This is a genomic window from Candidimonas nitroreducens, from assembly GCF_002209565.1.
GTDB classification, from domain to species: domain Bacteria; phylum Pseudomonadota; class Gammaproteobacteria; order Burkholderiales; family Burkholderiaceae_B; genus Candidimonas; species Candidimonas nitroreducens.
Genome location: NZ_NJIH01000002.1, coordinates 365,906 through 381,996 on the forward strand (window position 1 = coordinate 365,906; position 16,091 = coordinate 381,996).

At 66.3% G+C, this 16,091-nt stretch carries 8 protein-coding genes; 5 read left to right on the forward strand and 3 right to left on the reverse strand.

Translation table 11 applies throughout. The features are described 5' to 3' along the window. Nucleotides 1–160: 160 nt before the first annotated feature. A complete protein-coding gene (gene parE / locus CEY11_RS03130; protein ID WP_088601886.1) occupies nucleotides 161–2,122 on the reverse strand; it encodes a DNA topoisomerase IV subunit B in 1,962 nt (653 codons plus the stop codon). 346 nt (nucleotides 2,123–2,468) lie between these two features. On the opposite strand from parE, the gene trxA reads away from it, so the two are divergent. The 3 genes from trxA (at nucleotide 2,469) to gdhA (ending at nucleotide 5,604) form a co-directional block, all read left to right on the forward strand. Next, nucleotides 2,469–2,795: a thioredoxin TrxA gene (gene trxA, locus CEY11_RS03135; RefSeq protein ID WP_088601887.1), complete on the forward strand. Its 327-nt coding sequence runs from the start codon at nucleotides 2,469–2,471 to the stop codon at nucleotides 2,793–2,795. A gap of 81 nt (nucleotides 2,796–2,876) precedes the next feature. Then, complete coding sequence (gene rho, locus CEY11_RS03140) at nucleotides 2,877–4,133, forward strand: transcription termination factor Rho (RefSeq protein ID WP_088601888.1); 1,257 nt, start codon at nucleotides 2,877–2,879, stop codon at nucleotides 4,131–4,133. 127 nt (nucleotides 4,134–4,260) lie between these two features. Beyond that, nucleotides 4,261–5,604 (forward strand): NADP-specific glutamate dehydrogenase, encoded by a 1,344-nt coding sequence (gene gdhA / locus CEY11_RS03145; protein ID WP_088601889.1) that lies wholly within the window; start codon nucleotides 4,261–4,263, stop codon nucleotides 5,602–5,604. A gap of 37 nt (nucleotides 5,605–5,641) precedes the next feature. Here the strand turns inward: gdhA and CEY11_RS03150 are convergent, their stop codons facing one another. Further along, nucleotides 5,642–9,649, reverse strand: a complete 4,008-nt coding sequence (locus tag CEY11_RS03150) for a YhdP family protein (protein WP_088601890.1) — start codon at nucleotides 9,647–9,649, stop codon at nucleotides 5,642–5,644. 157 nt (nucleotides 9,650–9,806) lie between these two features. Between CEY11_RS03150 and glnE the strand changes: the two genes are divergently transcribed. Together glnE and CEY11_RS03160 are read left to right on the forward strand one after the other, a co-directional pair. Then, on the forward strand, nucleotides 9,807–12,566 hold the full coding sequence (gene glnE, locus CEY11_RS03155; protein WP_088601891.1) for a bifunctional [glutamate--ammonia ligase]-adenylyl-L-tyrosine phosphorylase/[glutamate--ammonia-ligase] adenylyltransferase: 2,760 nt from the start codon (nucleotides 9,807–9,809) through the stop codon (nucleotides 12,564–12,566). Nucleotides 12,567–12,596: 30 nt separating this feature from the next. After that, nucleotides 12,597–13,286 carry an epoxyqueuosine reductase QueH gene (locus tag CEY11_RS03160; RefSeq protein ID WP_088601892.1) on the forward strand — a complete coding sequence of 230 codons (690 nt, stop codon included), beginning with the start codon at nucleotides 12,597–12,599 and terminating at the stop codon, nucleotides 13,284–13,286. A gap of 161 nt (nucleotides 13,287–13,447) precedes the next feature. Here the strand turns inward: CEY11_RS03160 and clpB are convergent, their stop codons facing one another. Beyond that, nucleotides 13,448–16,039, reverse strand: coding sequence for an ATP-dependent chaperone ClpB (clpB, locus tag CEY11_RS03165; protein WP_088601893.1), 2,592 nt, complete (start codon nucleotides 16,037–16,039; stop codon nucleotides 13,448–13,450). Nucleotides 16,040–16,091: the final 52 nt, after the last annotated feature.

Here is a 16,091-nt window from a genome sequence, read left to right on the forward strand (position 1 = left end):
TGCTTCCGCTGCTGTCTGCTTCTGTTTACTGGCTGTTTACTGACTGTTTACCGGCTTGCCGGCGTCCCGCCGCCCGGACTCCAAAGGCGGCCGCCTGGAATGCGCCGGCCACCGCCGCGTGGCACCCGCGCCCGCGCAGGCGCCGCCGCCCCGCCCGGCCTCATACATCGACATCGGCCAGGTTGCCCTTTTCTTCCAGCCAGGAACGGCGCTGCGCCGACTCGCCCTTGCCCATCAGCATGTCGAACATGTCCAAGGTAGCCTGCACGCCCAGGTCGCCATAGCCTACCGGCAGCAAGCGGCGCGTGTCGGGGTTCATGGTGGTTTCCCAGAGCTGCTCGGGGCTCATTTCGCCCAGGCCCTTGAAGCGGCTGATGCTCCAGGCGCCCTCGCGCACGCCTTCCTTGCGCAGCTTGTCTTCGGTGGCGTCGAGTTCGCCCTGATCCAGGCAGTACAGCTTGCGCGCCGGCCGCTTGCCGGCCGCCGGCACGTCCACGCGGAACAGCGGCGGCCGTGCCACGTATACGTGGCCAGCCTCGACCAGCCTGGGGAAGTGGCGCAGGAACAGGGTCAGCAGCAGCACCTGGATGTGCGAGCCGTCGACATCGGCGTCCGACAAAATGCACACCTTGCCGTAGCGCAGCCCGGACAGATCGGCCTGGTCGTCCATGCCGTGCGGATCGACGCCGATGGCCACCGAGATGTCGTGGATTTCGTTATTGGCGAACAGGCGGTCGCGGTCGACTTCCCAGGAATTCAGCACTTTGCCGCGCAGCGGCAGCACCGCCTGGAATTCCTTGTCGCGCCCCATCTTGGCCGAACCGCCGGCCGAATCACCTTCGACCAGGAACACTTCGGTACGATCCACGTCGCTGGATTCGCAGTCGGTGAGCTTGCCCGGCAGCACCGCCACGCCCGAACTCTTGCGCTTCTCGACTTTCTGCGCCGAACGCGCGCGCGCCTGAGCCTGGCGTATGGCGCTGTCGGCCAGCTTCTTGCCGTACTCGACATTGGCGTGCAGCCACAGATCCAGCGCGTTTCTGACGAAGCCGCCCACCAGCCGCACCACGTCGCGGCTGTTCAGGCGTTCTTTGATCTGGCCCTGGAACTGCGGGTCGAGCACCTTGGCCGAGAGCACGAAGCTGGCCCGCGCGAACACATCGTCGGGCAGCAGCTTCACGCCCTTGGGGATCAGGCCGTGCAGCTCGGCAAACGATTTCACCGCGCCGTACAGCCCTTCACGCAGCCCGGCCTCGTGCGTGCCGCCGGCCGTGGTGGGGATCAGGTTCACGTACGATTCGCGCACCACCGCGCCTTCGGCCGTCCAGGCCACGACCCACTGCGCGCCCTCGCCTTCGGCAAAGCTTTCGTGGTCGGCCGGGGCGTACTGCTGCCCTTCGAAGGGCGGGACAATGGTCTCGGCGCCCTGCAGCGCCTCGTCCAGATAGCCGCGCAGGCCGCGCTCGTACTGCCACTCGCGGGTTTCGCCGCTTTTCTCGCTGGTCAGCACCACCTTGATGCCGCTCAGCAGCACTGCCTTGCTGCGCAGCACGTGCACCAGTTCGCCCATGGGTATGGCGGCGCTGTCGAAGTAGCGCGGATCGGGCCAGACCCGCACCCGCGTGCCCGTCTTGCGCCGCCCTACCGGCTCTTGCTCGGCCAGGGGCTCGGCCACCTCGCCGCCCGCGAACACGATGCGGTGCGCCGCGCCGTCGCGCCACACGGTGACCTCCAGGCGCTTGGACAGCGCGTTGGTCACCGACACGCCCACACCGTGCAGGCCGCCCGAGAAGGCATAGGCGCCGCCGTCCTTCTTGTCGAACTTGCCGCCGGCATGCAGCCGGGTGAACACCAGCTCTACCACCGGCGCCTGCTCTTCGGGATGCAGGCCCACGGGGATGCCGCGCCCGTCGTCTTCCACCGAGACGCTGCCGTCGCCGTGCAAGGTGACACGGATCTGCGTGCCGAAACCGGCCAGCGCCTCGTCGGCCGCGTTGTCGATCACCTCTTGCAGGATGTGCATGGGGCTTTCCGTGCGGGTGTACATGCCCGGGCGCTGGCGCACGGGCTCCAGCCCCTTCAGGACGCGAATCGATGCTTCGTCGTAGCGTGGTGTAGCCATTTATCTCCGTCGTGCAGCAGGACAAAAACCCCTATTTTAAGGATCAAGCGGGCAAAGGCGCATTCGGGCCCTCCCGGCCGAGGCGCGGCAGGCTCCGCTGCGGGGGGGCCGCGCCGGCCCGCCGCACGCCGCCGGCACCCGTCGCGCCGGCGCCTATCGGCCCGATTGAAACATTCAATGCCGCCCGCGCCCCGTTCCTGTATGCGCGTGGCAGCCGACAATGGTATGCTTGTAGGCATTCAGCAACAATTAAACAGACAGCCGCGCCCCGATCCATTGTGCTGCGCCGGCCTCTTCCCGTATAGTTTTCCCCATACCCCGGGCTACTTTTCTCATTCTTCCCATCATGAGCGAATCTATCAAACACGTGAGCGACGCCAGCTTCGATGCGGACGTCCTCAAGTCAGACCTTCCCGTACTCGTCGATTACTGGGCCGCATGGTGCGGGCCCTGCAAAATGATCGCCCCGCTGCTAGAAAGCGCGGCGCAGGAATACCAAGGGCGCGTCACCATCGCCAAGCTCGACGTCGACGCCAACCCCGAAACGGCGGCCAAGTTCGGCATCCGCGGCATTCCCACCCTGATGCTGTTCAAGAACGGCAAGGCCGCGGCCACCAAGGTCGGCGCCCTGTCCAAGTCGCAGCTCGACGCTTTCCTCGACGAATCCCTGTAGTACACTTCCCCCTTTTTCGCGCGAGCCCATTCTGGGCTCGCCACCATCACCCGCTTTCAACCTCCCCCCTCTTCTTCTCTCATGCACCTCAACGAACTCAAAGCGCAGCACGTTTCGCAACTGCTGGAAATGGCTGCGGCCCTGGACATCGACAACGCGAGCCGCCTGCGCAAACAAGAACTGATGTTCGCCATCATGAAGCGGCGCGCCAAGCAGGGCGAGCAGATCTTCGGCGACGGCGTGCTCGAGGTGCTGCCCGACGGCTTCGGTTTCCTGCGCTCGCCCGACACTTCCTATCTGGCCAGCACCGACGACATCTACATCTCGCCCTCGCAGATCCGCCGCTTCAACCTGCACACGGGCGACTCGATCGAAGGCGAGGTGCGCACCCCCAAGGATGGCGAACGCTACTTCGCGCTGGTCAAGGTCGACAAGGTCAACGGCATGCAGCCCGAGGCGATCAAGCATCGCATCATGTTCGAGAACCTGACGCCGCTGCATCCCAACCAGCCCATGGTGCTGGAGCGCGACATCAAAAGCGAAGAAAACGTCACCGGCCGCATCCTCGACATCTTCGCGCCCATCGGCAAAGGCCAGCGCGCGCTCATCGTGGCCAGCCCCAAGTCGGGCAAGACCGTCATCACCCAGCACATCGCCCACGCCATCACCACCAACTACCCCGACGCCGTACTGATCGTGCTACTGGTGGACGAACGTCCCGAAGAAGTCACCGAAATGCAGCGCACCGTGCGCGGCGAGGTGGTGGCCTCGACCTTCGACGAGCCGGCCACGCGCCACGTGCAAGTGGCCGAAATGGTCATCGAAAAGGCCAAGCGCCTGGTCGAGCTCAAGAAAGACGTAGTGATCCTGCTCGACTCCATCACACGCCTGGCGCGCGCCTACAACACCGTGGTGCCTGCCTCGGGCAAGGTGCTTACCGGCGGCGTCGACGCCAACGCCCTGCAGCGCCCCAAGCGCTTCTTCGGCGCCGCGCGCAACCTCGAAGAAGGCGGCTCGCTCACCATCATCGGCACCGCGCTCATCGAGACCGGCAGCCGCATGGACGAAGTCATCTACGAAGAATTCAAGGGCACCGGCAACTCCGAGCTGCACCTGGAACGCCGCCTGGCGGAAAAGCGCGTCTACCCCGCCATCAATCTGAACAAGTCGGGTACGCGCCGCGAAGAACTGCTCATCAAGCCCGAGCTGCTGCAAAAAATCTGGGTGCTGCGCAAATTCATACACGACATGGACGAAGTCGAAGCCATGGAATTCATACTCGACAAGATCCGCGCCACCAAAACCAACGCTGAATTTTTCGACATGATGAAGAGATGACGCGGACGGCTCGCGCCGCTGCCGAACTCTTCTTCCGGCTGCGTCCGGAAGCCGGCGCTGCCGCGCGCCGGCCTTTATCCATCCGGGCCCGCCGGCGGTTGGGCCCCCAATACAGGAGTCCCCCCCGATGTCCCTGCCCACGCGTGGCCAATTTCTCGAATATCTGCTAGAGCGCGACCCCCACCAGCCCGAATTCATGCAGGCGGTGGGCGAGGTTACGCAAAGTCTGTGGCCTTTCCTCGAGCGCAATCCGGAATACGCGCGCCAAGGCCTGCTGTATCGTATCGCCGAGCCCGAGCGCGTAGTGCAATTCCGCGTGGCCTGGGTCGACGACCAGAACCGCGTGCAGATCAATCGTGGCTTTCGCGTGCAGCACAGCTCGGCCATCGGCCCGTATAAGGGCGGGATGCGCTTTCACCCCACGGTGAACCTGTCCATACTCAAATTCCTGGCCTTCGAACAGACCTTCAAAAATGCCCTGACCACACTACCCATGGGCGGCGGCAAGGGCGGTTCCGACTTCGACCCCAAGGACAAGTCCGACGCCGAAGTCATGCGTTTCTGCCAGGCCCTGATGATCGAGCTGCACCGCCATCTGGGGCCGGACACCGACGTGCCGGCGGGCGACATGGGCGTGGGCGGTCGTGAAGTCGGTTTCATGGCCGGCATGATGAAAAAGCTGACGAATTCCTCGGCATCGGTATTCACCGGCAAGGGCCTGTCCTTCGGCGGCAGCCTGCTGCGCCCCGAGGCCACGGGCTATGGCACGGTTTATTTCGTTCAAGAGATGCTGCGCCGCCGCGATCTATCCCTGGAAGGCATGACGGTCTCGGTATCGGGATCCGGCAACGTCGCGCAATACGCCATCGAGAAATGCCTGCAGCTGGGCGCCAAGGTCGTCACGGTTTCCGACTCGCAGGGCGTGGCCGTTGATCCGGCCGGCTTCGACCAGGAAAAACTGGCCGCGCTGATCAGCCTGAAAAACGAACAGCGCGGGCGCGTGCAGGACTATGCGGAGCAATTCGGCCTGCAATACGAGGTCGGCAAACGCCCCTGGCACGTGCCGGTGGACATCGCCCTGCCCTGCGCCACCCAGAACGAACTGGATCTGCAGGACGCCCGCACCCTGATCTCCAACGGCGTGCGCTGCGTGGCCGAGGGCGCCAATATGCCCACCAGCCAGGACGCCGCCGAGGCCTTCGTCGAGGCGAACATTCTGTACGCCCCGGGCAAGGCCAGCAATGCCGGCGGGGTGGCGGTATCGGGGCTGGAAATGACGCAGAACTCGCAGCGCCTGCACTGGAGCCGCGAAGAGGTCGACCGCACGCTGCACACCATCATGTGCGACATCCACGAAAACTGCGTGCGCCATGGCCTGCAGGACAACGGCTACGTGAACTACGTGGACGGCGCCAACATCGCCGGCTTCGTCAAAGTGGCCGACGCCATGCTGCAGCAAGGTCTGTATTGATCTTTGCGGGCGGCCCGCGGGATCCCCCGGGCCGAGCCTAACGAGGGGCCGCCGCAGGGGCGGCCCCGTTCTTTTTCGCAGCCTCTGTTCCTGCGGCTCCATTTGCCGCGGCGCCCTGCCCCACGGCCCCCTGAGCCGCCGCGCCCTTGGCTGCGCCCGCGTCCCCGGCCCCCGCGGCTTGCGGGCTTCCTGCGCCCTCGCCCGGGCTGCCGGCCTTCTTGCCGGAGGCCGCGGTGCTGGCGGAGATTTCCTCGACTTTCGGGTCGTCCCAGTCGCCCGCCACCCGGTATTGCACGGTCATGGCCTTGGACAGCGGCGCGCGCAGCAGCCATTGCGTCAGGAAGGCGCCCACGCCGATGATGGGGTTGACCGCGATGCCGGCCGCGATGGCCGCGCCGCTGACGTCCAGGTTCGGCACCACCACCGCCCGCAGATCCAGCTTCTCGGTGTCCAGGTCGGTGCTGCCGCCGATCACGATGGTGCCGGCCGGCCCGGTGACCCGGTAGTTGTCGGTCGACATCACGCCCTTGTTTATGGCCACCGTGCCGCGCAGATTGTCGAAAGGAAAGCCGTCCTTGAGCAGGCTGCCGAAGCTGAAATTCAGCGTCGCCAGGCGGCGCACCGACTGCAGCGAAAGCAGCTCCAGCAAACGCGCCGACTTGGAATTGAGATTGCTGAAGCGGCCCTTTTCCAGGCTGAATTCCAGTTTGCCGTTCAGGTCGGACTTGCGATATCGCCAGGGCAGGTTGAACCATTGCAGCCGGCCCTTGACCGTGCCGCGGCCGCCGCTCATGGTGTTTTTCAAGCCCATCTGCTCCAGATAGGCGCCCATGTCGGTGGTGTCGAGCTGCGCATCCACTGTCAGGCCCCGATCCGGCCCCTGCAGGCGCCAGCTGCCCGAGCCTCGCAGCTGGGTCGCGGCGCCGTCCAGGCTAAGCTTTTCCAGCCGCCAGAGCCTGCCGCGCGACTCGCTGACGCCGACCAGCGACAGCCGCCCCATATCGCGGCCGTAGAGACTGAAACGCTCGGCCTGCAGGTTTACACCGGGGATGTCCAGGTGATCGTCCAGGTTGAACGTATCGCCGGCCTGCTCCGAGGCGGGCTGCCGCGCATCGCCCTGCTGCGCGCCGGCCGGCTCATCCCCCTGCTTGCTGCCCAGCGCCAGGCGGGAAAACTTGGCGTCGACTTGCCCGTCTATCCGGCCCTGCGCCTCGCGCCAGAATATGGTGCCGGCCGTGTCGGTCGAGCGGATTTCCGCACGCCACTGCATGGGCGCCGGACGGCGCGCGCTGAAGCTGGCCTGCTTCAGCTCCAGGCCGCGCAGGCGCAGCGTGGCGGCGCGCAGATCCAGGCGCTGCAAATCGGGCAGTACCGGCGGCCCCTTGCGCGCGGGGGTATGCGGCAAGGGCGTCGAGAACTCATCCACGACGTCCTCCCAGGCGCCCGAGTCGATCTGCGGATAGTCCATCGCCACGGCCAGGCCCTGGGCCGGCACCTGCGGCTTGAGCCCGACACCGAGCGCTCCGGCCCGGAAATAAGCCGGGATCTTGTGCCCAGGCACGTGCAGCAGCCGCAGCGTGACACTGGCGCCCAGGCTGGCCGTCAGCTGCATTTCCTTGCCCCCGGCCGCGGCCGCCCAGTCCACGCGCAGCGGCAGGCTGGCCGCGGCCGCCTTGGCCAGCGGCGCGGGCAGATCCAGCGCCAGGCCTTGCAATGTCGAATCGGCGGTTATTTTCATGGGCTTGCCATGCGCGGACTGGATCAGCGCCTCGTAGGCGAACTTGCCGCGCAAGCGCTTCATGCCCTGCAGGCCCACATACTGCGTCAGGGCCGCAGCCGTGGCATGGCCGCGCAGCCTCAGCCCCTTCTGGCCGGTGCCCAAGCCGCCCGTCACGGTCACGGGCCCACCCAGGAAGTCGGCCCGCAGGCCGTCGGCGCTCATCCCCGTATCGGAAAAATCGAGCGCACCCGTGACGTGTTCGAAATCGGGCATGTCCGGCATCAGCGACAAAGAGCTGCCGTCGAACTGTATCTGCCCCTGCACTGTCGTGTCTTCGCTGTTGCGCAAGGGAATGTCGAAGCGGATGGGGACTTGCCAGTTGCCCTGCGCACGCGCCTCGTCGAAATCGCCCCCCAGCAAACCGCCCAGCGGCGTGTTGCCCAGCAAGGACAGAAAGGCGGGCGCCGGCGCCTGGCTGCGGCCCTCTATCTGCAGCACCGAATTGTGCTCGAGGCTGGCGATGCGCGCCTTCAGGCCGCTGAGAGTGATTTGCTGGCCCGCGGCCGGGCGCATGGTGGCGCTGTCGGCATTGAGCCGCAAATCGACCCGGTGCAGGGAAACCGTGCCGCGCATGTCTTCCAGGCGCGGCCAGCCCAGCGTCTTGCCTTGCGCCGGCAGGTAATCGATGATGCCGCCCTGGTAGCGGCCCGCGATACTGAAGTCGCCGCTGTCCGGGTTGTCGCCGAAGGGGAAATACTCCATGTCGCCGCGTATGCGCACCGCGGCGTCCAGGATCTGCCCGCCCAGCAGCCCCCGGGCCATCCATTGGCGCGCTTCGAGGTTGACCGTATTGGGCAGGTAGTCGTCGATGGCGTCGATGGAGGCGCGCGCGAACACTCCGCTGATGTCGGCGATACCGGCCGGGCCGCTGCCGCCCTGGCGCCAGCTGCCGTGCAGATGCGCGTCCATGTCCTGGTTCACCAGATGCGCTTCGGACACGGCGACGGCCAGGGCCGCGTCCGCGACGCGCGCCAGGCTGCCGTCGATGGCGACCTGATCGAAGGACAAGGGATGCACGAAAACGTCGCCGGCCTGCACGCGCAGGCCGGTGGTGTCGAAGTGAAATTCGACCTTGGGGCCGGCGCCCGCGGCCGGAGCACCCGGCCCGGCCGGCTCGCCGCGCCGCGCGAAGATATGCTCGAACGCGCCCCAGGCTCCATCCAGGAACAGGCGGCTGGCATCGCTTTGCACGCTGGCCTGCGGCCCCATGCTCCAGCGGCCGTCGCGCACGCCGATATCGGCGGCCAGATGCTCGGGCCGGTCATTGCGCACATCGAACCAGGACTGCAGCGACACCTCTCCGGACTCGAGATTCTCGGGCAGATCCAACCACGGTTTCCAGCCCAGCGGCCGCAGCCGGCCCATGTTCAGGTACAGCCTGCCGCTCCAGACCAGCGCCGCCTCACTCGTGCCCGGACTGGCGCCCGAATTCGCACCGGCCGCCACGCCGGCACTCACATCGGCATTGGTGCCGACATTGGCGCTGGTGTCAGTGCTGGTACCAGTGCTGGTGTCAGTGCCGGCGTGGGGGCTGGTGCCGATGCCGGTGCCGGTGCCGGTGCCGGTGCCGGTGCCGGTGCCGGTGCCGGTGCCGACAGCATCATCCGTGGAAAAGTCGCCCCGTACGTCCAGCGTGCCGCCGAGCGCGGCCGGCGGCGTGGCCAATAGCGAAAACTGATGGCGCCCGGCCTGGTTGCGAATCTTCAGGGTCACCTGCTGCAGCACCAGCTCGGGCGCACGGCGCACCCGGTCGACCCAGCGCAGAGTCGCGTCGCGCAGCACGAGCTGTTGCTGGACGGCAAGCCAGCGCAGGCCCGCGCCGTCGTTGCGCGGCACCGAAGCGTTCGTTTCCTTGTCGAAGGAATAGCCAGGAAGCTGCAGACGGCCTGCGGCATCGCGCTGCACCGTGAGATCCACACCCTTGGCCTCCAGCAGCACGAAGCGCAAGGAGCCTTGCAACAGGCTGCGCCAGGCGAGTACGGCGCGGATCTGCGGCACATGCAGCGAGCTGTGCCCGGCGCCGTCGGCAAAGTCCACGCCATCCAGCTGCAGCGAAGGGTTCAGCCCCTTCCATTCGGCGGCCACGTGCTGCAGCGTGATGCGCGCATCCAGTGCGGTGGAAAGCTGCTTTTCAATATAGGGGCGCCAGGTGTCGATGTGCGGCAGCACCACGTACCGCAGCCCGAGAGCGGTGACGGCAAGCAGCAAATAGACAGCCAGCGCCACACGAACCAGAATGCGGACGAAACCCGAAATGTGACGCACGTAGTGAATTAGCCAGAGGAGGAAGATTTGCGGTATCTTGGGAAGCCCTGCACGAATCGGCCAGGCGGGCCATAGGCTCGAACCAATGGTGCGGAACGCTACCCTGCAAGTCTTATACCCGAAATAATCCCGATCGTCCTAGACTATTTGTAAACCCATGCCCACACTCGACATTCTGGAACCGGCGCTGCGCTGGTCGGGAGCGCTGCGCCGCAAGACCTCGGCCCATGCCGATTTCACACAGTGGCTCGTCCAGGCGGTGCCCCAGCCCGTCGACGCAACGCTGATCCATGGCTGGTACGCCGAACTGGCAGGTTCCGCGGCCGCGGCCGACGCAGCCACCATACGGCGCGCCCTGCGCCAACTGCGCGACCGGGTGTTCTACACTCTGCTGGCGCGCGACATAGGCGGCATGGCGCCGCTGGCCGAGGTGGTGGGCGCCATGTCGGCGCTGGCCGACCTGGCCGTCGGCCAGGCCTACCGCTGCGTGGCCACCGACCTGGCGCAGGTGCACGGCGTGCCGCTCGACCCCGCCACCGGGCGCCCGCAGGAAATGCTGATACTGGGCATGGGCAAGCTGGGCGGCGAAGAACTCAACGTGTCTTCGGACATCGACCTGATCATGCTTTATGGCGAGGAAGGCGAAACCGGCGGGCGCCGCAAGATCAGCCACCACGAGTTCTATGGCCGCCTGACCCAGCGCATGATGCCGATCCTGTCCGACCTGGACGCGCACGGACAGGTGTTCCGCACCGACCTGCGCCTGCGCCCCGACGGCGATTCGGGGCCGCTGGCCTGGAGCCTGGACGCGCTCGAGAGCTACCTGGTGACCCAGGGGCGCGAATGGGAACGCTACGCCTGGCTGAAGGCGCGACCCATTTCCTGCACAGCCTTCGAAGGCAGCGACTCGACGCGCCAGATCGCCCAGTTCGAAGCCCTGCGCACGCCCTTCGTGTACCGCAAGTATTTCGACTTCGATGCCCTGGCGGCGCTGCGCGCGCTGCGCGAGCGCATCCGCCAGGACTGGCAGCGCCGCGCCCTGGCGCGCAACGGTGTGGACACCACCCACAATATCAAGCTGGGCGACGGCGGCATACGCGAAATCGAATTCGTGGTGCAGCTCACCCAGCTGATCCGCGGCGGGCGCATGCCTTCGCTGCAGCAGCGCAATCTGCTGGAAGCCCTGGCGCGCCAGAAAGACGCCGGCATCGTTTCCTCCGACGACGCGCGGCGCCTGGAAGAAGCCTATATCTTTCTGCGGCGCACCGAGCACATGCTGCAGTATCGCGAGGACGAGCAGACGCACCTGCTGCCGGCCGATCCGCAGCTGCGCGCCGGGCTGGCCGCGGCCATGGGCATGCAGGCGCAAGAATTCGAAGCCGCGCTGCAGCAACACCGCGGCTTCGTGGCCCAGCTGTTCCGCAATGCCTTCCGCACCGCCGGCATGGGCGACGACGAAAGCGCGTGCAAAAGCACAAGCGCCGACGGCGGCGACCTGGGCACGCATATACGCAGCGAACTGGGCGCCTCCAGCAGCACACTGGATCAACGCCTGGAGTCACTGCTCGACAGCCACCGCATACGCAGCCTGCCCGAAACCAGCCGGCGCCGCCTCGAGGCGCTGCTGCCGGCCGCCATCAGTGCGGCCGCGCGCACCTCGCACCCCGAGCAAGCCGCCTTGCGGCTGTTCGACCTGATCGAGCAGGTAGCCCAGCGCAGCGCCTACCTGGCGCTGCTGGCCGAGTATCCCGAGACCCTGGCGCGGCTGGCGCGGCTGGTAGCCGCCAGCCCCTGGGCCTCGCAATACCTGGGGCACTATCCCCTGCTGCTGGACAGCCTGATCGAATGGCGCTCACTGCTCGAGCCGCCCGACTTCGGCCAGATCGCCCAGCAGATGCGCACCGACCTGGATGCCTGCGTGTTGCCCAACGGCCGGCCCGACATCGAGCAGCAGATGAACATGATGCGCGACGTGCAGCGCCAGGTCAGCTTCCAGCTGCTGGCGCAAGACCTGGAAGGCGTGCTCAGCGTAGAAAAACTCGCCGACCAGCTCTCGGCGCTGGCCGACATGCTGCTGGCCGAGACCGTGCACCGCGTCTGGCCGCTGGTGCAGCGGCGCGGCGCCGCGCCGCAGCCGCTGGCGCCGCCCAAATTCGCCGTCATTGCCTACGGCAAGCTGGGCGGCAAGGAAATCGGCTACGCCTCCGACCTGGATCTGGTCTTCGTGTTCGACGACAGCCGCGAAGACGCCACCGAGATCTATGCCAAGCTGGGGCAGCGCATGAGCACCTGGCTGTCCACCATGACTTCCTCGGGGCGCTTGTACGAAGTGGATCTGCGCCTGCGGCCCGACGGCGAAGCCGGCCTGCTGGCGGTGTCGCTCGACGCCTTTTCCCAGTACCAGTTCAAGCATGCCTGGGCCTGGGAACACCAGGCTCTGACCCGCGCCCGCTATGCCGTGGGCGACGCCGAAGTGGGCCGCCGCTTCGAGCAGATCCGCCGCGAAGTGCTGCTGCTGCCGCGCGACCCGCAAGAGCTCAAGCACGAAGTGCAGGCAATGCGCGACAAGATCAGTGCCGGGCACCCGAATCATTCGACAGAGTTCGATCTGAAGCACGACCGCGGCGGCATGGTCGACGTAGAATTCGTCACCCAATACCTGGTACTGTCCCAGGCATGCCGGCACCCGGAGCTGCTGGACAACCTGGGCAACATCACGCTGCTGCGCCTGGCCGCGCAGGCCGGGCTGGTCGACTCCGAGCTGGCCGCAGGCGCCGCCGACGCCTACCGGGTGTTTCGCAAGCTGCAGCACGAGCTGCGCCTGCAGGGCGCCGAGAAGGCGCGCGTGCCGGCCGATAGCCTGGGCGCCGCACGCGCCACCGTGCGCCGGCTCTGGCAGGCCGTGATCGGCGATTGAACCCAGCCGGCCTCGCGTTAAAATACAGCCATGGATCCCACCCAACGCCCCAAGCTCGAACTTCCTCCCGGCCACCACAAGGTGCTGCTGCATTCCTGCTGCGCACCCTGCTCGGGCGAAGTCATGGAGGCCATGATGGCCTCGGGCATCGATTACTCCATCTATTTCTACAACCCCAACATCCATCCAGACCGCGAATACGAGATCCGCAAGAACGAGAACATCCGGTTCGCGCAACAGCACGGCATCGAATTCATCGACGCCGACTACGACCGCGACAACTGGTTCGAGCGGGTCAAGGGCCTGGAAAACGAGCCGGAACGCGGGCGCCGCTGCACGGTGTGCTTCGACATGCGCTTCGAGCGCACCGCCCTGTACGCCCACGAGCACGGCTTCGACACCATTACCAGCTCGCTCGGCATTTCGCGCTGGAAGGACATGAACCAGATCAACGGCAGCGGCGAGCGCGCCGCGGCGCGCTACCCCGAGCTGGTCTACTGGACGTACAACTGGCGCAAAGGCGGCGGCTCGGCGCGCATGATCGAAATCAGCAAGCGCGAAAACTTCTACCAGCAGGAATACTGCGGCTGCGTCTATTCGCTGCGCGACACCAACCGCCACCGCCGCGCCCAGGGCCGCGACCGCATCCACATCGGCGTCAAGTACTACGGCATGGACGAAGACGAGCAAGACCCGCCACCGTCCGAAGGCAGCGTCTAGGTAGGCTCGATCCCGGCCCAGAAACGGCAGCCCATCCCGGCCTTGTATCAACGCAGGCCTGCGGGCGGTGCCGGCATAGTGAAATAAAAACAGGGGCCGGATTCGCATCCGGCCCCCGCTTCTTCAACTTCCCGGCGCTTGGCGCCAGGCGGCAACACCGCTTACTGCAAGGTGCGCGAGAACTCGAACTTGTCGTTCTTCCAGTCCACCGGCACCACATCGCGCGGCCCGAACTTGCCTTCCAGGATCAACCTGGCCACCGGGTTCTCGATGTACTGCTGGATGGCGCGCTTCAGCGGCCGGGCGCCGAACACCGGGTCGAAGCCAGTGCGCGCCAGCTGCGCCACGGCCGCGTCGGAGACTTCCAGCCGCATGTCCTGCGCCGCCAGGCGCTGGGCCAGCAGCCGCAGCTGTATGCGGGCGATGGCCTCGATGTGCTTGGCATCCAGTCCGTGGAACACCACCACTTCGTCGATACGATTGAGGAATTCCGGCCGGAAAGCGGTCTTGAGCTCGTCCCAGATGACCTCCTTGACGACTTCGTAAGGCTGGCCCGCCATGCTCTGGATGTGCTGCGAACCGAGGTTCGAGGTCATCACGATGACGGTGTTGCGGAAGTCCACCGTGCGCCCCTGGCCGTCGGTCAGGCGGCCGTCGTCCAGCACCTGCAGCAGTACGTTGAAGACGTCCGGATGCGCCTTCTCGACCTCGTCGAGCAGGATCACGCTGTAGGGCTTGCGCCGCACCGCCTCGGTCAGATAGCCGCCCTCTTCGTAGCCGACGTAGCCCGGAGGCGCGCCGATCAGCCGCGCCACCGAATGCTTTTCCATGAACTCGCTCATGTCGATGCGCACCAGATGCTCGTCGGAATCGAACAGGAAGCTTGCCAGCGCCTTGGTCAGCTCGGTCTTGCCCACGCCCGTGGGGCCCAGGAACAGGAACGAGCCGTAGGGCTTGGACGGATCCGACAAGCCGGCGCGCGAACGCCGTATGGCGTCGGACACCAGCTTCACGGCCTCGTCCTGGCCCACCACGCGCTGGTGCAGGAAGTCTTCCATGCCCAGCAGCTTGGCGCGCTCGCCCTGCATCATCTTGGACACCGGGATGCCGGTGGCGCGCGAGACGACCTCGGCGATTTCCTCGGCGCCGACCTGGGTGCGCAGCAGCTTCGGGCTGTCTTCCTCGATTTTCTGCTCGCCCGATTCGGCGGCCTTGAGCCGGCCTTCCAGTTCCGGCAGCTTGCCGTACTGCAGCTCGGCGAGCTTGTCGAACTGGCCCTTGCGCTGCAATTCGGCCATTTCCGAACGGGTGCGCTCGATCTCTTCCTTGATCGCCTGCGTGCCCTGCACGGCGGCCTTCTCGGCCTTCCAGATTTCCTCGTAGTCGTTGTACTCGCGCTGCAGTTTCTCGAGCTCGTCCTCGATCGCCTTCAAGCGGCGCAGCGAAGCCTCGTCGGATTCTTTCTTGACCGCCTCGCGCTCGATCTTGAGCTGGATGATGCGGCGGTCGAGCTTGTCCATGACCTCGGGCTTGGAATCGATTTCCATGCGGATGCGCGCCGCCGCCTCGTCGATCAGGTCGATCGCCTTGTCGGGCAGGAAGCGGTCGCTGATGTAGCGGTTGGACAGCTCGGCCGCGGCCACGATGGCCGGATCGGTGATCTCGACCCCGTGGTGCAGCTCGTAGCGTTCCTGCAGGCCGCGCAGAATGGCGATGGTCGACTCCACGTCGGGTTCGTTGACCATCACCTTCTGGAAGCGGCGCTCGAGCGCGGCGTCCTTCTCGATGTACTTGCGGTATTCATCCAGGGTGGTCGCGCCGATGCAGTGCAGCTCGCCGCGCGACAGCGCCGGCTTGAGCATATTGCCGGCATCCATCGCGCCCTCGGCCTTGCCCGCGCCCACCATGGTGTGCAGCTCGTCGATGAAGACGATGGTGCCGCCGGCGTCCTGCGACAGTTCCTTGAGCACGGCCTTGAGCCGTTCCTCGAATTCGCCGCGGAACTTGGCGCCGGCCAGCAGCGCGGCCAGATCCAGCGACAGCAGGCGCTTGCCCTTGAGGGTCTCGGGAACCTCGTTGTTGACGATGCGCTGAGCCAGGCCCTCGACGATGGCGGTCTTGCCCACGCCGGGCTCGCCGATCAGCACCGGGTTGTTCTTGGTGCGGCGCTGCAAAATCTGGATAGTGCGGCGGATTTCATCGTCGCGCCCGATGACCGGGTCGAGCTTGCCCTGGCGGGCGCGCTCGGTCATGTCCAGCGTGTACTTGGACAAGGCCTCGCGGTTGGACTCGCCTTCGGAATCGGATACCGCGTCGCCGCCGCGCACCGCGTCGATGGCGGTTTCCAGCGCCTTGCGCTGCAGCCCCGACTCGCGCAGGATGCGGCCGGCCTCGCCTTTGTCGTCGGCCAGGGACAGCAGGAACAGCTCGCTGGCAATATAAGAATCGCCGCGCCGCGCCGCTTCCTTGTCGGTGCGCGTCAGCAGGCCTTGCAGGTCGCGGCTGACCTGGATGTTGTCGTCCGAGCCCTGCACCTGCGGCAGGGCCTCGATGGCCGTGTTCAGGGCCGGCACGACCCGGTTCACGGACACGCCGGCGCGCGCCAGCAGGCTGGCCGCGCCGCTGTCGGCGTCGGCCAGCATGGCCGCCAGCACGTGCACCGGTTCGATGTAGGGGTTGTCATGGCGCGCCGCCAGGCTTTGGGCTTCGGCGATGGCCTGCTGGAACTTGGTGGTGAGTTTGTCGAATCGCATGATTATTTCGTGTCGGTAGAGTGAGAGCAGGCCAGCCCGGAACAAACGACTG